Source organism: Bacillus sp. (in: firmicutes), assembly GCF_031983925.1.
GTDB lineage: Bacteria > Bacillota > Bacilli > Bacillales > Bacillaceae_G > Bacillus_A > Bacillus_A pacificus.
The window spans coordinates 134185-152891 of record NZ_DALYZR010000004.1 but is presented as its reverse complement, the minus strand read 5'-3'; the positions used below and the strand labels follow the sequence as shown (position 1 = coordinate 152891).

At 35.8% G+C, this 18707-nt stretch carries 24 protein-coding genes and 1 pseudogene; 16 read left to right on the top strand and 9 right to left on the bottom strand.

The window, feature by feature from the left end:
- The 3 genes from RTP99_RS15700 to murC all read left to right on the top strand — a co-directional run.
- On the top strand, nt 1-1880 hold a 1880-nt coding region (locus RTP99_RS15700; protein ID WP_312366210.1), incomplete at its 5' end, for a DNA translocase FtsK.
- Between the two features lie 61 nt (nt 1881-1941).
- Nucleotides 1942-3060: a nicotinate phosphoribosyltransferase gene (locus RTP99_RS15695; protein ID WP_000658369.1), complete on the top strand. Its 1119-nt coding sequence runs from the start codon at nt 1942-1944 to the stop codon at nt 3058-3060.
- 252 nt (nt 3061-3312) lie between these two features.
- On the top strand, nt 3313-4623 hold the full coding sequence (gene murC / locus RTP99_RS15690; protein WP_000219470.1) for a UDP-N-acetylmuramate--L-alanine ligase: 1311 nt from the start codon (nt 3313-3315) through the stop codon (nt 4621-4623).
- Between the two features lie 53 nt (nt 4624-4676).
- Here the strand turns inward: murC and RTP99_RS15685 are convergent, their stop codons facing one another.
- Nucleotides 4677-5339 carry a DUF1700 domain-containing protein gene (locus RTP99_RS15685; protein WP_001031370.1) on the bottom strand — a complete coding sequence of 221 codons (663 nt, stop codon included), beginning with the start codon at nt 5337-5339 and terminating at the stop codon, nt 4677-4679.
- Complete coding sequence (locus RTP99_RS15680; RefSeq protein ID WP_000414138.1) at nt 5336-5680, bottom strand: PadR family transcriptional regulator; 345 nt, start codon at nt 5678-5680, stop codon at nt 5336-5338. Before RTP99_RS15680 ends, RTP99_RS15685 begins: the two co-directional genes overlap by 4 nt.
- Before the next feature lie 122 nt (nt 5681-5802).
- Here RTP99_RS15680 and RTP99_RS15675 point away from each other — a divergent pair, with 122 nt between their 5' ends.
- From RTP99_RS15675 to RTP99_RS15645, 7 genes are all read left to right on the top strand, one after another.
- Complete coding sequence (locus tag RTP99_RS15675) at nt 5803-6216, top strand: MerR family transcriptional regulator (RefSeq protein WP_000276601.1); 414 nt, start codon at nt 5803-5805, stop codon at nt 6214-6216.
- Nucleotides 6206-7108: a DMT family transporter gene (locus tag RTP99_RS15670; protein WP_011040769.1), complete on the top strand. Its 903-nt coding sequence runs from the start codon at nt 6206-6208 to the stop codon at nt 7106-7108. Before RTP99_RS15675 ends, RTP99_RS15670 begins: the two co-directional genes overlap by 11 nt.
- Nucleotides 7109-7168: 60 nt before the next feature.
- Nucleotides 7169-7717, top strand: a complete 549-nt coding sequence (locus RTP99_RS15665) for a GNAT family N-acetyltransferase (RefSeq protein ID WP_000494674.1) — start codon at nt 7169-7171, stop codon at nt 7715-7717.
- Complete coding sequence (locus RTP99_RS15660; protein ID WP_001013457.1) at nt 7714-8205, top strand: GNAT family N-acetyltransferase; 492 nt, start codon at nt 7714-7716, stop codon at nt 8203-8205. Before RTP99_RS15665 ends, RTP99_RS15660 begins: the two co-directional genes overlap by 4 nt.
- 76 nt (nt 8206-8281) lie before the next feature.
- The gene (locus RTP99_RS15655; protein WP_001010639.1) at nt 8282-8686 is read left to right on the top strand and encodes a PH domain-containing protein; all 405 of its coding nucleotides are present in this window, start codon (nt 8282-8284) and stop codon (nt 8684-8686) included.
- Nucleotides 8683-8865, top strand: a complete 183-nt coding sequence (locus RTP99_RS15650) for a hypothetical protein (RefSeq protein WP_000878352.1) — start codon at nt 8683-8685, stop codon at nt 8863-8865. The genes RTP99_RS15655 and RTP99_RS15650 overlap by 4 nt, the downstream gene beginning before the upstream one ends.
- A gap of 15 nt (nt 8866-8880) precedes the next feature.
- Nucleotides 8881-9315: a hypothetical protein gene (locus tag RTP99_RS15645; protein ID WP_000757109.1), complete on the top strand. Its 435-nt coding sequence runs from the start codon at nt 8881-8883 to the stop codon at nt 9313-9315.
- A gap of 34 nt (nt 9316-9349) precedes the next feature.
- Here RTP99_RS15645 and RTP99_RS15640 read toward each other — a convergent pair whose 3' ends face one another.
- Entirely contained in the window at nt 9350-10465 is a 1116-nt protein-coding gene (locus tag RTP99_RS15640) for an aminopeptidase (protein ID WP_000654739.1), read from the bottom strand.
- 187 nt (nt 10466-10652) lie between these two features.
- Between RTP99_RS15640 and RTP99_RS15635 the strand changes: the two genes are divergently transcribed.
- The 4 genes from RTP99_RS15635 to ccpA all read left to right on the top strand — a co-directional run bounded on the left by RTP99_RS15635 (nt 10653) and on the right by ccpA (nt 14267).
- Nucleotides 10653-11165: a DUF948 domain-containing protein gene (locus RTP99_RS15635; RefSeq protein WP_001197726.1), complete on the top strand. Its 513-nt coding sequence runs from the start codon at nt 10653-10655 to the stop codon at nt 11163-11165.
- Entirely contained in the window at nt 11165-11491 is a 327-nt protein-coding gene (gene ytxJ / locus RTP99_RS15630; protein ID WP_001057461.1) for a bacillithiol system redox-active protein YtxJ, read from the top strand. The genes RTP99_RS15635 and ytxJ overlap by 1 nt, the downstream gene beginning before the upstream one ends.
- 117 nt (nt 11492-11608) lie before the next feature.
- Entirely contained in the window at nt 11609-12625 is a 1017-nt protein-coding gene (locus RTP99_RS15625; protein WP_000738012.1) for a CamS family sex pheromone protein, read from the top strand.
- A gap of 643 nt (nt 12626-13268) precedes the next feature.
- Entirely contained in the window at nt 13269-14267 is a 999-nt protein-coding gene (ccpA, locus tag RTP99_RS15620; RefSeq protein ID WP_001103311.1) for a catabolite control protein A, read from the top strand.
- A 34-nt stretch (nt 14268-14301) separates the two neighbouring features.
- Here ccpA and RTP99_RS15615 read toward each other — a convergent pair.
- From RTP99_RS15615 to dhp61, 3 genes and pseudogenes are all read right to left on the bottom strand, one after another.
- Nucleotides 14302-14668 (bottom strand): annotated as a pseudogene (locus tag RTP99_RS15615) (DUF4288 domain-containing protein).
- A 1-nt stretch (nt 14669) separates the two neighbouring features.
- Nucleotides 14670-14906 (bottom strand): DUF3949 domain-containing protein, encoded by a 237-nt coding sequence (locus RTP99_RS15610; RefSeq protein ID WP_000637879.1) that lies wholly within the window; start codon nt 14904-14906, stop codon nt 14670-14672.
- 87 nt (nt 14907-14993) lie between these two features.
- Nucleotides 14994-15290 carry a protein Dhp61 gene (dhp61, locus tag RTP99_RS15605; RefSeq protein ID WP_000390665.1) on the bottom strand — a complete coding sequence of 99 codons (297 nt, stop codon included), beginning with the start codon at nt 15288-15290 and terminating at the stop codon, nt 14994-14996.
- 151 nt (nt 15291-15441) lie between these two features.
- Between dhp61 and RTP99_RS15600 the strand changes: the two genes are divergently transcribed.
- Nucleotides 15442-15714 carry a DUF3917 domain-containing protein gene (locus RTP99_RS15600; protein ID WP_000636591.1) on the top strand — a complete coding sequence of 91 codons (273 nt, stop codon included), beginning with the start codon at nt 15442-15444 and terminating at the stop codon, nt 15712-15714.
- Nucleotides 15715-15763: 49 nt separating this feature from the next.
- Here the strand turns inward: RTP99_RS15600 and mscL are convergent, their stop codons facing one another.
- Both mscL and RTP99_RS15590 read right to left on the bottom strand, forming a co-directional pair.
- Complete coding sequence (gene mscL, locus RTP99_RS15595; protein WP_000267012.1) at nt 15764-16162, bottom strand: large conductance mechanosensitive channel protein MscL; 399 nt, start codon at nt 16160-16162, stop codon at nt 15764-15766.
- 128 nt (nt 16163-16290) lie between these two features.
- Nucleotides 16291-17217 carry a Gfo/Idh/MocA family protein gene (locus RTP99_RS15590; RefSeq protein ID WP_001039706.1) on the bottom strand — a complete coding sequence of 309 codons (927 nt, stop codon included), beginning with the start codon at nt 17215-17217 and terminating at the stop codon, nt 16291-16293.
- Between the two features lie 275 nt (nt 17218-17492).
- On the opposite strand from RTP99_RS15590, the gene RTP99_RS15585 reads away from it, so the two are divergent.
- On the top strand, nt 17493-17765 hold the full coding sequence (locus tag RTP99_RS15585) for a hypothetical protein (RefSeq protein WP_001204723.1): 273 nt from the start codon (nt 17493-17495) through the stop codon (nt 17763-17765).
- 66 nt (nt 17766-17831) lie between these two features.
- Here RTP99_RS15585 and RTP99_RS15580 read toward each other — a convergent pair whose 3' ends face one another.
- Nucleotides 17832-18692 (bottom strand): alpha/beta fold hydrolase, encoded by an 861-nt coding sequence (locus tag RTP99_RS15580; protein WP_116733395.1) that lies wholly within the window; start codon nt 18690-18692, stop codon nt 17832-17834.
- Nucleotides 18693-18707: the final 15 nt, after the last annotated feature.

Genomic DNA, 18707 nt, shown 5'->3' with positions numbered 1-18707 from the left:
CAATGCAGCAAGTGGCAGTAGAACCACAAGTGGAAGAACAACCAATGCAGCAAGTAGTGGTAGAACCACAAGTGGAAGAACAACCAATGCAACAAGTGGCAGTAGAACCACAAGTGGAAGAACAACCAATGCAGCAAGTGGCAGTAGAACCACAAGTGGAAGAACAACCAATGCAGCAAGTGGTGGTAGAGCCACAAGTGGAAGAGAAACTAGTGCAGCAAGTAGTAGAGCCACAAGCAGAAGAAAAACCAATGCAGCAAGTAGTAGAGCCACAAGCAGAAGAAAAACCAATGCAGCAAGTAGTAGTAGAACCACAAGTAGAAGAACGTCCAGTGCAGCAAGTGGTAGTAGAATCTCAACAAGTACAAAAGCCAATTTCAAGTACGGAAGTAGAAGAGAAAGCATATGTTGTAAATCAAAGAGAGAATGATGTGCGAAATGTATTGCAAACACCACCGACGTATACGATTCCGTCATTAACATTGCTATCGATTCCGCAGCAAGCGGCGTTAGATAATACGGAATGGTTGGAAGAACAGAAAGAATTATTAGATACAACGTTTAATAATTTCCACGTTGGCGCACATGTTATTAATGTATCGCAAGGTCCAGCAGTAACTCGTTTTGAAGTACAGCCAGATCCAGGTGTGAAAGTAAATAAAATTACAAACTTAAGTGATGATATTAAGCTAAGTTTAGCGGCAAAAGATATTCGTATTGAAGCGCCGATTCCAGGGAAGAGTGCGATTGGAATCGAAGTTCCAAATAAAGAAAGTAAGCCAGTATTTCTTCGTGAAATTTTAAGAAGTCCTGTGTTTACAAAGAGCGAATCACCGCTTACAGTTGCGCTTGGACTTGATATTTCAGGTGATCCAATTGTAACGGATATTCGAAAAATGCCACACGGACTTATTGCGGGTGCAACAGGTTCTGGTAAAAGTGTGTGTATTAACGCCATTTTAACGAGCATTTTATATAAAGCGAAACCACATGAAGTGAAGTTAATGTTAATTGATCCGAAGATGGTTGAGCTTGCACCATACAATTCTGTTCCACATCTTGTAGCACCTGTTATTACGGATGTAAAAGCAGCGACAGCTGCATTAAAATGGGCAGTTGAAGAAATGGAGCGCCGTTATGAATTATTTGCGCACGCAGGAGCTCGTGATTTAACTCGTTACAATACGATTGTAAGTGAGCGAGAAATTCCGGGAGAGACATTACCTTATATCGTTATTGTCATTGACGAGTTAGCCGACTTAATGATGGTAGCACCTGGTGATGTTGAGGAAGCGATTTGTCGTATTGCGCAAAAAGCACGTGCTTGTGGTATTCATTTATTAGTAGCGACGCAGCGTCCATCTGTAGATGTTATTACAGGTTTAATTAAGTCAAACATTCCAACGCGTATTGCGTTTACTGTATCATCTCAAGTTGATTCGCGTACGATTATTGATATTGGGGGCGCGGAGAAATTACTTGGCCGTGGTGATATGTTATTCTTAGGGAACGGTACATCTAAGCCAGTTCGTGTACAAGGTGTATATGTATCGGATGATGAGATTGAAAAGACAGTTGATCATGTGAAAAAGCAAATGAAACCGAATTACTTATTTAAGCAAGAGGATTTATTAGCGAAAACAGAACAGGCTGAGTCGGAAGACGAATTGTTCCTTGATGCATGTCAATTTGTTGTAGAACAAGGGGGAGCGTCCACATCTTCTGTACAGCGAAAATTCCGCATCGGTTATAATCGCGCGGCACGTCTCATTGAAGAGATGGAATCGCAAGGAATTATTTCTGAAGGTAGAGGAACGAAGCCAAGAGATGTCCTTATTTCAGAGGATGAATTTGCCGCTATGCAGGAAACAAATGTATAGTAAACGGTTTTGCTGTATACTAAGAGAAAATGTTGGATAGTAAAGTAGGGAGTAAAGCGACATGAAAGAAATTGAATTAAAATTAAAAGGTGAAATAAATAGACTAACAAATAAAACATTTAAATTTGACGAACGCGTTGGAGAAGGTTGGTTCTCTGCCGTTTACTTTTTAAAGACTAGAGAAATCATCGAAGAATTTCGCCCGAAAAGTGTTGTAACGATGCAATTTTTCCAAAAGGAAAATGCAGTTCTTTGCGGAACAGATGAAGTCATTGCATTGCTACAAACATTTGCTAAAAATCCTGAGGAACTTGAAATTAACTCTTTAAAAGATGGCGATAAAATTAGTCCATTTGAAACAGTGTTAACAATTCATGGTCCTTATGAAAATTTCGGATTTTTAGAAGGTGTCATTGATGGGATTTTAGCTCGTCGTACATCGGTTGCGACAAACGTATATAACGTTGTCCAAGCTGCGCGTAGCGTAGATAAAGAAAAACCAGTTATTTTCATGGGAGATCGTGATGATCATTATACACAACAAGCTGGTGACGGTTATGCAGCATACATCGGAGGTATGAGCGCACAAGCGACGCATGCGATGAATGAATGGTGGGGCAAAAGTGGTATGGGGACAATGCCTCACGCATTAATTCAAATGTTTAATGGTGATGTTGTGGAAGCAGCAAAAGCATATCATAAGAAATTCCCAGAAGATGAATTAGTTGTATTAATTGATTACAACAATGATGTTATTACAGATGCACTTCGCGTAGCGCGTGAATTTGGATCAACATTAAAAGGTGTACGTGTAGATACGTCCCGCACGATGATTGATCAATACTTCATTCGCCACCCAGAAGTACTTGGAACATTCGATCCACGTGGTGTAAACCCATCGCTCGTATTCGCACTTCGTAAAGCACTTGATGAAGAAGGATTCCAGCATGTAGACATCGTTGTAACTGGTGGATTTGATGAGAAGCGTATTCGTGAATTTGAAGCTCAAAACGTACCTGTTGATATATACGGAGTAGGAAGTAGCTTATTAAAAATGAATATTGGCTTTACTGGTGATAATGTAGAATTAAATGGAAAACCAGAAGCGAAAGCTGGTCGTAAATATCGTCCAAACCCACGTTTAGAGCGTGTTCAATTAGAAAAAAGAGAAGATATGTAAAAGAGAGAAAAACTGATAGGTGATTGACCCTATCAGTTTTTCTGTTATCATAGTATAGCGGCTTCTTTTTTGCTATAATGGATTTGTTATGGACATAAAAAAGAAGTACGTACGAGTTTATCCTGATAAGTGAAGGGAAGAATAACTTCACTACATCAAAAATGTATGATGATTACCAAAATAAGAAAAGATTCATATACTGTCTTATAGATAGGCCGTTGTATTAGTTCGAAATGTTGGAGGTTCTTTAAGATGACAGTTTACCATTTTGTAGGAATTAAAGGAACAGGAATGAGTTCATTAGCGCAAATTCTTCATGACATGAAGCATACTGTTCAAGGGTCTGATTATGAAAAGCGTTTCTTTACACAAACAGCGTTGGAAAAGCGTAGTATCTCGATTCTTCCTTTTGATAAAAGTAATGTAAAAGAAGGACAAGTGATTATTGCAGGAAATGCATTTCCTGATACGCATGAAGAAATCGTAGCAGCAAAAGAATTAAATATCCCAGTACATCGTTACCATCACTTCTTAGGTGACCTTATGAATCAATACACAAGTGTTGCTGTAACTGGTGCACATGGAAAAACATCAACAACTGGTTTGTTAGCCCATGTAATGCAAGGTGCACACCCTACATCTTACCTTATTGGAGATGGAACAGGGCATGGGGTAGAAAATAGTAAGTATTTTGTATTTGAAGCTTGTGAGTATCGTCGTCATTTCTTGTCTTACAATCCAGACTATGCGATTATGACAAACATTGATTTTGATCATCCGGATTATTTCACAGATATCAATGATGTATTCAGTGCATTCCAAGAGATGGCATTGCAAGTGAAAAAAGGCATTATTGCATGTGGAGATGATGAAGAACTTCAAAAAATTCAAGCGAAAGTACCTGTTATTTTCTATGGATTTGGAGAAGATAATGATTTCCAAGCACGTAACATTCAAAAGAGAACAGATGGTACTATTTTCGATGTATTCGTTCGTAATACGTACTATGACACATTCAAAATTACAGGATACGGCAACCACAGCGTATTAAATGCATTAGCAGTAATCGCGCTTTGCCATTATGAAAACGTTGATGTAGAGGCAGTTAAGCATCAGCTAACAACTTTTGAAGGCGTAAAACGTCGCTTTAATGAAAAGCCAATGGGAGAGCAAGTTATTATTGATGACTATGCACACCATCCGACAGAAATTAATGCAACGATTGAAGCAGCTCGTCAAAAACATCCAGAGCGTGAAATTGTCGCTGTATTCCAGCCACACACATTCTCACGTACAGAAAAGTTCTTAGATGAGTTCGCGGAAAGCCTAAGCAAAGCTGACCAAGTATACTTATGTGATATTTTCGGATCAGCGCGCGAAAACAAAGGTGAATTAACAATCGAAGATCTGCAAAAGCGTATTGACGGTGCAGAATTAATTACAGATACAACAACGGATGTATTAAAGAAACATAAAAACGGCGTTCTCATTTTCATGGGAGCAGGAGACATCCAAAAATTCGAAGCAGCTTACGTAAAAGAAGTTCAAGTTGCAGAGAAGTAATAGAAAAGACGCATAGCTTAGCTGTGCGTCTTTTTTTGTTGTGTTTGATATATTTAAAAAGCGTTGATATGTTGGTGCGTATTGTTCTTTTTGTAGTTTTGTTTTAAGAAAACGATATACAGTAAACTAAAAAGTACATATCCAATTAAATAATAGAATGAAAACATATCGAATTGTTTTGTAATCATAATTCGAATCGCGAAAAATGCAAATGGAAGTGCAATCAAAGCGCTAGTACTAAAGGAAATCACTGTTTTTAAAAATTGTAATTGCTTTGTATTCCAATGATTTTTTCTACAAATAAACCAAATGTTGCTGGCGATAAAGGCTAGTAAAAATGGCAAGCAGGCTGAAATATTGATAAAACCAAGTACAATCGGTATTGATAGAGCGCCAAGTGGAGCAATTGAAAAACCTGTAAAGTATTTAATAAATGTATTTGTAGATTGCTGTACATCTTGAATAACGTCTGTATATTCTGCTGCAATTTCCTTTGCTAATTTTTTTGGAGGAAGAAATTCTTCAATCACTTGTGAAGGAATGATTCCTAATGGTATCCCTTCACTTTCTTTACATAATGCATTTTCGTATAAATCGGATTTGATTTCTAGCATGTGTTGCTCTCTTGCTGATGTAGGTAAGTTCATTAAACCTTTGTGGAGGTCATGTAAGAAAGAAGCAATGAGTTCATTTGCAAAGAATTGTTCTTTGTTCATTTTTTATCCTCTCCTTTAGCTAGTAACATTAGAGCATGATAAACTGCCTCGTAATCATGTAAGCGATTATGTAAAATTTCTCTCCCTTCGTCTGTAATGCGATAGTATTTTCTTTTTGGGCCATCACCAGACTCTTCCCAATAGGAAACAGCCCAATTATTTTTCGTGATTCGATTTAATATAGGATAGATCGAACCGTTTGGGATATGAAACACAGGGATATCTTGTAATGCACTTGTAATTTCGTATCCGTACATAGGTTGTTTGCTTATTAAAGACAAAATAGCGAGATCAAAAACACCTTTACGTAATTGAATTATAAAATTATCATTTTTTTCCATACTTTAACTATATATGATTCATATCTAGATATCAATCGTATATAGTGGATTTTTATTTTCGTATTGACCTAGAGCTAACTCTAGGTTGTAAGATGAATATGTAAAAACAAGGGGGAGAGAACATGTATAAAATCGGTGAAGTAGCAGAATTAACAGGGATGGGCATTCACACTTTGCGCTACTATGAGAAATTAGGTTTATTACCACCACCAACGCGAAATAGCGGTATTCGTCAATATACAGAAGGCGATGTACGTTTATTAAAATTTTTATATTCATTAAAACAAACCGGAATGTCATTAGAAGAGATGGCTGAGTTTGCAAGTGATGGGTGCATTATAGAGGAAATTAGGCAGAAGAAAGAGGAAGTACCAGCGAAAGTAAAAAAGAGAATTTCAATTTTAACAACTCATTTAGAAAGGTTAAAAGAACAGCAGGAACAATTACAAAAAGTTGTTCAGCTAACGGAGGAGAAGTTAGAAATTTATTACGGTTTTTTAGAAGAAAAAGACTTGGAGGCCGGCAATGAAAAATAAAGTATATACGCAGTTATTAGGTTTTGCGATATTTACTGGTGGGACATTTAATGCTTCGAAATATGCGGTGCAGTATTTCGAAGCAATTCATATAGCAGCATGGCGTTTTGGGATTGCTGCATTTGTGATGTTATGTTTGTTAAAAATACGAAAAGATTTTGATTTGGAAGTATGGATGCAGAATAGGACCTATTATCTTTTGCTAGGTATTGTTGGTGTATTCGGCTTTAACTTCTTTTTCTTTCTAGGAATGAGATATACAGAAGCTGTTAATGGTGCACTTATTATGGCGACAAATCCTCTCGTTACGACGCTGTTAGCAAGTGTCATTTTACGAGAGAAAATTGTGAAGCGCCAAGGTATTGGAATGTTACTTGCATTAATTGGCGTTGTTTTTGTACTTACACAAGGTTCGTTTACAATACTACAACATTTATCATTTTCAAAAGGGGATTTTTATATTTTATTAGGGAATATTTGCTGGGCGTTATACGGCGTGCTAGGCAGAAGGTTTATTAAAACTGGTAATCCAATACAAACGACGACATATACGATGACTATTGGTGCACTTGCCTTTATGATCATATCTTCTACACAAAAAAGTATAGTACCAGTTTTAGAAATTCCTTTGTTGGCATGGGGAGCGATTCTCTTTATGGCAATTGGAATGAGTGTGCTTGGTTACTTATGGTGGAATAATGGAATTGCTCAAATTGGTGCAGCAAGGACATCTTTATTTTTTAATCTAGTGCCTGTAGTTACAATGATTATTTCTTTTGTAGAGGGAGTAAATATAGCACCCGCACAATGTATAGGGATGATATTAGTTATTACGGGAGTATTGTGTTCTTCTGGTTTTATACAAATAAAAAAAGGGAAGTGTGAATATTGAACATTTTTCATCCGAAAAATGTTAGAATAATAAGAAAAATAAAAAGGGGAGCTAAAAAACATGTTCACACTCCGGGTAGACGACGAAATCGAATTACAATTATTAGAGAAGCATCATAAAGAGGAATTATATCAATTAATAAATCAAAACCGCAATCATTTAAGAAGATGGCTTCCTTGGGTAGATGGGACGAAATCTGCTGATGCTTATAATGAGATTTGTCCGATGTGGTTAAAGAAGTTTGCAGAGGGAGACGGTTTTGAAAGTGGCATACGTTATAAAGGAAAGCTCGTTGGGATGGTAGGTATTCATCCAGTGAGCTGGGGGAAGAAAGCGGCAAGTCTCGGATATTATCTTGCAGAAGATGCTGGTGGGAAAGGTATTATGACGCGTAGCGTGAAGGCTGTACTTCACTATGCATTTGAGAATTTAAAATTAAATAAAATGGAAATTAGATGCGGTGTTGAAAATGTGAAAAGTCGCGCTATTCCAGAACGTTTAGGGTTTAAGTTAGATGGTGTTTTAAGAGATGAAGAATGGTTATACGATCATTTTCATGATGTCGCAGTATATAGTTTACTAGCTTCAGAGTGGAAGGAGATTCGATGAACGGGAAGATACGCATTATTCCGTATGAAAGTACGTTTCAAGATGAAGTAGTAGATCTTATCGTTCATATTCAGCAAAAAGAGTACAATGTTCCCATTACGAAAGAAGAGCAGCCGGACCTGCTTGAAATAGAAACATTTTATCAAAGGAATCATGGCAACTTTTGGGTAGCAATTTATGATGGTAAAGTAGTTGGAACAGTAGCTTTATTAGATATTGGGAATCATCAAGTAGCGTTAAGAAAAATGTTCGTAAAAAAAGAATTTCGCGGAAAAGAGTGGGGCGCATCACATAAGTTGCTCCAAACAGCAATTTTGTGGGCTGAGAATAAAAAGCTGAAAGATATTTACTTAGGAACGACAGTTAAATTTTTAGCAGCACATCGCTTTTATGAAAAGAATGGTTTTCAAAGTGTGAGTATAGATGAGTTGCCAAAAAGTTTTCCAGTGTTGCAGGTGGATAAGAAATTTTATAGATATATTGTTTAAGAAGGTCATGTAGAAATGGCCTTTTTTTATTAATAAAATGGAAAAAGTGGTATAATTTAGGATAGGGGGTGCGTATATGAATTTTCCGATTCAAAGAAGTAAGTCAGTAGTCATTTTCGTTTGTCTCACGTTAGCTTTTATGTTTGTGTATCCACTTGTCATGATTGTCACAAATAAAGAGCAGTGGATGACAGCGTTAATTGGAATGGGTTTATGCTTCCTTGTTAATGTACCACTCGTTTGGGAAGTATTTATTAAACAGCATAAAGTAGAAAATGGTGTATTAAAGTACGGTATTTTAAATGATGATATCGTATTGAAAGAGATAAGAATCATTCGTCAAGTTGGGAAATCTCTTGAAATTACGACAAATGCATACAAAGTACATATGGTTGCGATGCCGCAACATATGAATGAATTTTTGGCGCTTATTGAGAAAGAGAATCCAAATGTGAAAATAGAAATGGTAGGGAAGAAATGAAATATGTAAAACCTTTGTTTTGTTTAGAAATATTATTTGTGCTTGTTGGTTGCACTAGAGTATATATGAAATGGGATCTGCCTTTATATGTACCAATATTAATAGGTACGATTGCAGTGGTGCTTTTATATTATTTTCATTTTCAGCAAACGAAAGGCGAGAAAAGTAGCTCTATATAGTTAGGAGAATTAGAAATGAAAAAAGTCCTTATGTTATTTGTATTTCTGCTAACCGTATCCTTTCTTTTACTAGGATGTAGTACAAAGAAGGAAAAGACGGATCTAAACTTAGAAAAGGCACAAAAAGTTGAAATTGAATCACTTACTGATTCAAGTGAAAAGAAAGTAATTACCGATAAGAAAGAAATTGAAAAGCTGTTTGAAGTCATGAAAATGGATAAGTGGGAAATGCAGTCGGCTCCTTTAGATACTCCGCAAGGGAAAACATTTAAAATGTATCAAGAAGGTACAACAAAATTATCGGAGTCGAGTAAAGATAAAAAGGAATTACATGAAATAGGTACGATGACAGTATATAAAGATGTCCCGTATGTTGAAGTTGAAATGAAAAATAAGAAGATGAGTTTTAAAGTGCCAGAAGATGTGGCGAAAGACTTATTAAAGTATTAAAAAAACGCTCGGAAAAAATCCCGAGCGTTTTTCATTATTTTAAGTTCTCTGGGTTTAAAGCTTCTAATTCAGGTACAACGAATCGTCCGTCTTTACGGATTAGTACGTCGTCGAAGTAAATTTCGCCGCCGCCGTATTCAGGACGTTGGATGCACACTAAATCCCAGTGAATGTTCGAGTTGTTACCGTTCCATGCATCATCGTAAGCTTGTCCAGGAGTGAAGTGGAAGCTGCCATCGATTTTTTCATCGAATAGGATGTCTCCCATTGGATGTAAGATGTATGGGTTTACGCCGATTGCGAACTCACCAACGTAGCGTGCGCCTTCGTCTGTATCGAAGATTTTGTTAATGCGCTCTGTATCGTTTGCAGTTGCTTCAACGATTTGGCCGTTCTCGAACTTAAGTTGTACATTTTCAAATGTATAACCGTTGTAAGGAGATGGCGTGTTGTAAGAAACTGTACCATTAACAGAATCACGAACTGGTGCAGAGTATACTTCACCGTCTGGAATGTTTAAATGACCTGAGCATTTAATTGCTGGAATGTCTTTAATAGAGAATGTTAAGTCAGTTCCAGGACCAGTTAGGCGCACTTTATCTGTTTTATTCATTAATGTAACAAGGCTATCCATCGCCTTATCCATTTTACCGTAGTCTAAGTTACAAACTTCGAAGTAGAAGTCTTCGAAAGCTTCTGTGCTCATTTTAGCAAGCTGCGCCATAGAAGCATTTGGGTAGCGAAGAACAACCCAGCGTGTTTTTGGAACGCGAATGTCTCTATGAACTTTCTTACCAACTGTTTGACCATGAATTTGCATTCTTTCACTTGGCACGTCAGCTTGTTCGTTAATGTTATCGCCAGAGCGAAGACCGATATAAGCGTCCATATCTTTCATTACGCTTGCTTCATACGCAGCGATTTGTTCAAAATGTTCTTCAGTAGCACCCATTAATAAAGAGCGATCTACTTGATGATCTTTTAAAGAAACGAATGGGAAACCACCAGCTGCATATGCTTCTTTTACAAGTGCAGTTACAAGTTCTTTTTGTAAGCCAAAGTTTTCAATTAATACTTTTTCGCCTTTTTGTAAGCGAATAGAGTAGTTAATTAAATTGTATGCTAACTTTTCAATACGTGGATCTTTCATATGTAAAGCCTCCCTACTAATTATGTATCCTCTCCTATTGTAACCTACTTAGTGGAATTTGTTGAATCATTTATGTTAAAGTTAACGAATAAGTATGAAAATTCTAATGAAAAGATAGGGATTAGAACGAAACGGAAAATGATTGTATAATAGGAGAAAGTATGAAAAAGATAAAGGAAGTGATGAAATGCAAGTTCTTTTATATGTAAGTGCGGCTATTATCGCGGTTGCTTTCGCTGTATTAGTAGTGTATGTATGCAGAACGTTGTTATCAGTTCAGAAGACGTTAGAAAACGTTGCAAGCACGTTAGAAGGTTTAGAAAAGCAAATGCAAGGAATTAGCGTAGAGACGGAGCAATTATTACATAAAACAAATGCGTTAGCTGATGACATTCAACAGAAGTCACAATCATTAAATAAAGTAGTATCGGGTGTAGATGGAATTGGAACGACAATCCATTCCTTAAATACGAAACTTCGTAATGTATCAGAGTCTGTTACGGACGAAATTGAAAATAATGCAGATAAAGTAGCGCAAGTTGTACAGTGGAGTAGCGCAGCAATTGAAGTATACAATCATTATCGTGCGACAAGGCAAGAGAAAAAGGTTGAAAAAGAAGAGCGTAAATTAGAAAGACTTGAGAAAAAAGCTGAAAAGAAAGAGAAGCGCTCTAGACTTCGTATGAGAGGTGAATCGTAATGAATATGACAAAACTTGAAACAATTGAAGAGCTCGAAGTATTAATAGAAAAAAACGAGCCTTATGTTCTTTTTAAACATAGTACGACATGCCCGATTAGTCATGGTGCCTATACAGAATTTCAAGCTTATTGTAGTGAAGAAAGAGCGGTACCATCGTACTACTTATACGTACAAGATGCGAGAGATGTTTCGAATCGTGTTGCAGAACAGTACAGCATGAAACATGAATCTCCACAAGTGTTATACATAAAAGATGGGATGGTAGTATGGAATACGTCTCATTGGAACATTAAAAAAGACGCTTTAGAAGAGAATATTAAGTAAAAAGAAGCAAGCGAAAGGTGCTTGCTTCTTTTTTTTGTTTTTGTTGAAATATATTTAATGGTAAACTGTTAATAGTTCAAACTAAATAACTAGATTGTTGAAAGTAGGTTTTAAGTAATGAAGAAAATGGCATTATCCTTCGCAGTCGTAAGTTTATTACTAGGAGCTTGTAGTAATGATACGATTAGTAAGAAGGATGAAGTTATACAGAAAGATACGAAAGAAAAAAGCATGATTCCGAGAACTGCTGTTTCTAAAGATTATTATAGAACTGTAATTCCTTTAAAAGAACAAAAGGTTATAAATACAGCTAATATAACAACAAATTCTAAATTAGATTTAGCAGAGTATGAAAATGGTTTAATGAATATTGCAAAAGAGCAATTTGATACAGAAAATCATGTGCTACAATTAAATCAGTATATTCCTGAGAAGTTAGTTGATGAACTAGTCGCAAAAGTAAAAGCACCCGTTTTGACAAATATTATAGAACAAGACTATTTCGGGAAGCAGAATTCAAATGAATTAAGTTTATCTGGCGTTGTGATTGGGTTAGCAATGTCGTCAAGTGTATCAAATGAAGAAGCGCTTTCTAAAGGAACTGAAGTGGCTGGACAACTTATAGAAGCTATTCATAAAAATGGCAAGTATAATAAATCCCCAATTACGTTTGCTATCTTTAAGCAAGAAAGTACAAGTTCTTTAAAAAATGGCACGTATATTGCTAGTGCTACCGTTCAAAAGAATGATACGAACCTTGGAAATTGGAATGCGATTGAAGAAAAAGCGTATTCATATCCTTCTGACGAATTTACACAAGCGCATGGAGAAGATAATGAAAAAATAAATAAATTTGCTGAGGCAATGAAAGGTTTTTCTCCTGGAGACTTTATCCCAGTAAATGCTAAAGTTTCTTATAAGAAAAATCAAATGGATACATTAAATATGGATATTGTTATTAAATATAACGGTAAAACAGAATTAATGGCTCTTACTCAACTCGCCGCTCAAAGTATGTTAGACCAATTACCGAAAGATGCAAAAGTACAATTGCAGATAAAGTCCGAGAATAAAATTGAGGCAATTGTTATAAAAGAGAAAAACAGCGATAAACCGTTTGTTTCCTTCCTGTAAGAAAAGACAGTGTTTAAACTGTCTTTTTTTACTGTAAATGAAAGGGGACGATGGGACGGAGCGACGCGTAATATGCTTCATATTTCTGCTGTACTGATTTCAAAGAAAGAAACCTATTTACCCCTTGCATTGTCGATGTAACGCATTCTACAGGGGGATGTGATCTTCTATTGCCAATTGTGGAGTAATTCTAGGTCCAGCGCGTCACATGCCTATCATTGTCGATTTTTGTTGGTAAGTCGATATATTTGGAAAATCGCTGATATATTTTGAGTTGCGGTCGATATATTTGGAAAATCGCTGATATATTTCGAGTTGCGGTCGATATATTTAAAAAATCGCTGATATAAATTTCATGTACTATCGTACTGCTTAAAATAAGGTTTCTACTTATGAAACATCTATATTTTTACAAAAAATGCCCTTTTTTTCATAAAAAATACGAAAATACGAGAAAAGAAGCGAATTTTTTCGAAACTTTTGCGGGAAAATATTGTATGAGCCTGCGTTTTTATCGTATCATTAGTAAAAGGAAGAACTCGGGACGATTGGTGGCATCTGCAAATAGAGTTGATGTCTTTTTTTCATTCAAGTAACCGATACATAAAAATAGATAACAAAAATAGAAGGAGTGTGCGATGAGATGAACGTAACAATATATGATGTAGCGCGTGAAGCGAACGTTTCAATGGCTACCGTATCACGCGTTGTGAACGGTAATCCAAATGTAAAGCCTACAACAAGAAAGAAAGTATTAGAAGCAATTGATCGTTTAGGATACCGCCCAAATGCGGTAGCACGTGGACTAGCAAGTAAAAAGACAACTACAGTAGGTGTTATTATTCCTGATATCTCAAATACGTTTTATGCAGAACTTGCTCGTGGAATTGAAGATATCGCAACAATGTACAAATATAACATCATTTTAAGTAACTCTGACCAAAACAAAGAGAAAGAGTTCCATTTATTAAATACGATGCTTGGAAAACAAGTGGACGGAATTGTTTTCATGGGTGAAGATATTACAGATATTCACGTTGAAGAATTTAAAAAGTCTCCAGTACCAATCGTATTAGCAGCGTCATTTGATGAGCAAAATGAAACGCCATCAGTAAACATTGATTATACACAAGCGGCTTACGACGCAATGAAGCACTTTATTGAACAAGGACATAAGCGTATCGGTTTCGTCTCTGGTCCTTTCATTGATAAAGCGGGAAGCGCGAAGAAGTTACAAGGTTATAAAAAAGCTTTAGAAGAAGCAGGTATTTCATATGATGAAAATCTTGTAATCGATGGAGATTACACATATGATTCAGGTATCGAAGCATTCGAAAAGCTTTGGGGCCTTGATGAAAAGCCAACAGCGATCTTCGTATCTTCTGACGAAATGGCACTAGGTGTAATTCACGCAGCACAAGATGCTGGATTAAATGTACCAACTGATGTAGAAGTACTTGGTTTCGATAATACACGCCTTGCATTAATGGTTCGTCCACAACTTTCAACAGTTGTACAACCGATGTATGATATCGGTGCAGTAGCAATGCGTCTATTAACAAAGTATATGAACAAAGAAAAAGTGGAAGATCACACTGTTATCTTACCTCACCGTATCCAATTTAGAGATTCAACGAAGTAAGTATAAAAAAGCTCACAGCGATTGCTGTGAGCTTTTATTCGTATTCAGGATAGTATTTTTGTAAGACTGTATCCACTGTTTCATTTTTCTTAACTTGTAAAAATCTTGCGTATAATTCTTTTCCCGTTTCAAATGGTGTATCGTCTAATTCAAACACATGCAATACTTTTCGAAACGTCCACGTTATTTGCTCACCGTACATATTATCGTACGTATGCTCAGAATGTATAGCGATTTGTTCACCTAGTGCATGGGCCTCTTCCAAGCTGTGTGCCTTAACAAGAATAATACTTTCTTCAAAAAGTGTATCACAATCCTTTTTTTTCATAATCCTCATCAATTTTTGGAGGATCAGGCTCACCAGAATGAACAGATTCAAACAATAATTTTACAGCGTACATATTATGCTGCATGTTTCACTTTATAAATAATACTTGCGACAAGCGAAGCAGGTATTGTAAATACGTTACTTTGATAATGGTAATGTATTTGGGATTCTTCATAAGACATGTTGTCATATAGTTCGTTTTGTGACATATTCATTTTCTTCTGTTTTTCTTTGAGTATTTTAATGTAGTTATACTGTATTGGGACGAGAATGATGAAATAGGCTAATACGATTAGTGAAATCCAGATCATTATGAACACTCCCTTATAAAGAATATTTGTATATGATAATTATATCAATTAATAGAAAAAATAACCATTTTTTTAACGAAAGGGAGATTAATTCTTTTTCCAAAATGCAAAAAGTTCTTCAGGACTTCGTAAATTATGTGCAAGGCATGTTTGGGCAGTGTGTTTAAAGCTTTGTATGAATTGTTCTAACCTAGAAGGATCATATTGTTTCACATTGCCAGCAATAATAGTTTCATCTTTTTCTAAGTTAAGTGATATTTTTAGCAAAGTTATATTTGTTTCTAGTTGTACAATTTCCATATAAAAAAACTTTTTGTCTAAGTCAATTGTAATATAATCAAATTTCTCTACTTGTTTAAAATATCCTACAATATCTTCTTCCAATTGAAATCCTCCCGAGTTCTATAGCTTATTTGGGAGACTTCTCTATATGACTGTATAATTCCTTGTTATATGTCACATAAGTGCAAATTTAACTATTATAGGGCAATGTCATGTATAATAGAAAGAAAAGGCTTGTGAGGGGGGAGAAGAGATGATCGTTCTTTGGATAATTACGCTTTGTATGACTGCTATTTTTGCATATATGACGTTAAAACAAAATGGTTTAAAGCGATTTGTTCCAGGAAGTATTCTTGCAGGAATTGCCCTTATCACGTATGTAATTTCTATTTTTATTGAAAGTGTATCAGTGGATATGAGCACAAGTTTAATGTTTATCGGTATTACACTATTTGCAAGTAGTATTATGGTACTTATGGTTGCTGGTATTATTTTATTTATTCATATGAATTCGGAAACGTTATAGCATATAGAAAAGGCATGTCCCTAAGGGGCATGCCTTTTTATCCGTTCAATTATGCTCTATCTTTAGAAGAGTTTTGTTGTTTTAATAAGTCGCGAATTTCGCTAAGAAGAACTTCTTCTTTTGTTGGTTCTGGAATTTCTTCCTCTTTTTCTTCTTCTTTTTTAGATGTTAGTTTGTTGAACACTTTAACAAACATAAAGATAGAAGCTGCAATAATTAAGAAATCAAAAATTGTTTGGATGAAGTTACCATACATAACAGCAGATTTACCGTATCCAAAGTGTAAACTTGTAAAGTCAACGCCACCTAATACCATACCAAGTAATGGTGTAATAATATCTTTTACTAAAGAACTAACGATTTTACCGAATGCCGCACCGATTACAACCCCGACAGCTAAATCAACGACATTCCCTTTGAAAGCGAACTTTTTAAACTCGTTCCACATGTGTTAATCCCATCCTTTCCACGATTCATTATGAAATTTATAATTCCTATCAACATATTCTATAGAAATTTGCGTGAGAAATAAAGGGGAAATGGGAATGAAAGTAAATTCTGAAAAATGTATCCGTTTTAATTTTTGTTTACATCATTCAGTAGAGATTGGAGCATTTGCTGCGTTTTTAATCCTTCTAATCCATCTACAACAGGCTTTGTATCTCCTTGTACACATGCAATAAAATGATGAACAGCATCTTCAAAACCACGTTGTTTTAACGTCGTATCCCATGATGGGGAGCCAATTTGAGAAACTGCATTTTCTTGCTCAACTTCAAATGTGTTCATGTTTTTTACGCGAATGATTTTTCCTGCTGTGACAAGTTCAATTTGTTCTAAATTTGTACCGGCATGGCGGTGCATTGCGGTAGAAAGTAACATTCCATTTACAGTTGTATATGTATGATGTCCGTAAAGAAGTTCATTCTTTTCATTGATTTGCATCATATTATGAACGACGTTAAGCTCATCGTTAGCTAACCAGCGAGCAGTATCTACAATATGTAAGTAATCATCTAACATCGTAAAGTCGTACGTATAGGGCCCGACTTTATTTGTACGATGCTTTTCAATTCGAATCCATGAAATATTATGAGCTTGCTCTTTTGCCGCAACATACATAGGAACGAAGCGGCGATTAAATCCAACCATTAACTTTCGGTTATACTTTTCGCTCAACTCAACTAGTTTCTCAGCTTGTTCTACTGTAGCAGCTAGCGGCTTATCAACATAAACATCGATCCCTTTTTTCAGAAGTTCAGAAACGATTTCATAATGCGATGCAGTTGAACTATGAACGAAGATTGCATTGCATTCTGAAGCTAACGTTTCAATAGAATGGAAGTCTTGTATACGGTATTGCTGGCAAACTTGTTTCCTTTTCTCTGCATTAGGTGTAAAAGCCCCTACAAAATTCCAATCTGTTTCTTTTGTAAGTGTTGGAAGATAGGCTTTTTGTGCGATACTTCCAAGTCCAATCATCCCAATTTTAGGTTTGTTCATATGTAATCCCACCCTATTCATATTGATATAACGGGTTAAATGTAGCATAGGGTGGGGGAGGAAGGCAAAAATTAGCTTTTACTTATGTCCTTCCAGCGAGTCATTCTCTATTTCTTTAAAGTTATGAGCATGTTGCAATGAAGGAAACATTATCATTGCCGTGCATGTCTATAACTGTAAGTAAAAGTATATATAAGGTAATTTATGTTAAAATGTAAAAGGGGATAAAACATCTGTGCCAACACACAAGATAGTTTGAGAGGGCGTGCTACATTTTGAGGGATATATTAAAAGATAATAAATCAAACAAGGCTCTAAAGATTGGAACCAATATCATACTTATCTTATTAATTATCGGTGCAATACAAATGTTTTATGATGAAGATTTTACGAATGATCATTTCGGTGGGTTATTTATGATGGTCTTTTTTGCAATTAAAATAGTTTCTAGTTTTCTAATAAGTTTAAAAGAAGGAGATAAAAAGGCAGTATTTATTGATTTAGGTTTAGTGGTTTTGTGTGTTCTTCTTTTAATTGTTACTAGTTGAAATACTTCTTTTGAAAAAAGCTCATAGTCTTACAGAGACTGTGAGCTTTCCTTAATAATAACGGTACTAATGTAACAATTTATAAAATGTTCGAATAGTAGAAGTAAACTGAGCAGCTTCTTCCAAAAAGGGATAATGGTTACTCTCTTCAAATGTCACAAAAATAGAATTACGTATGCCCTCATGCATCTCGATAGAATACTGAATCGGGCACTGCACATCGTATCTTCCGCATATAATAAGCGTCTTTGTTTTCATAGAAGGTAAATGTTCTCGTAAATTAAATGCTGGATATTCGTGAGAAAAAGCATTCATTCGGCTAGCAGACATTGTTTTTTGGATTGGTTTACAAAAATAAGAGTTGTAGTTTTCTGGTTTATGCAATGATAATTTTGTTCTCTCAGTAGATAGTTCTTTCCGTTCTTCATTTGTAAGGTGAGGGCTTTTTAAGTTTTCGATGAGATGTTGCATATAATGAAATTGTGGATGTTCTGGATGATAAATGCAAAATGGTGTTTCGGTATAATTACTTGCTGCGGCTCCAACGAGTACTAACGATTGTAAGGATTTTGGATAGGTAATTGCATATAAAAGTCCAAGCATCCCACCTGTTGAATGACCAGCGAAATGCCATGTTGGAAGTTGTAATGCTTCTCGTATGGCTTCCAAGTCGTGGATTGTTTCAATCATGCTTAATTCTTTTTCTGAATTGGCTTTTGCGGAGTTACCAGCATCTCGTAAATTAATGAGCAATACACGATGCGTAGAAGTGAAGACATCCGCAAAGTAATCACCAGTTTCATTAAATTGTGAATAGTGATGTGTAATGCAAAGCGGTTCGCCATTTCCCTTTGTAAAAAGTTCAAATGTGCCACGTTTCGTGTGGATCATTTGTTGTGTCCACATAATATCACGACCTTTCCTTATAAAGTCCGTTAGTAC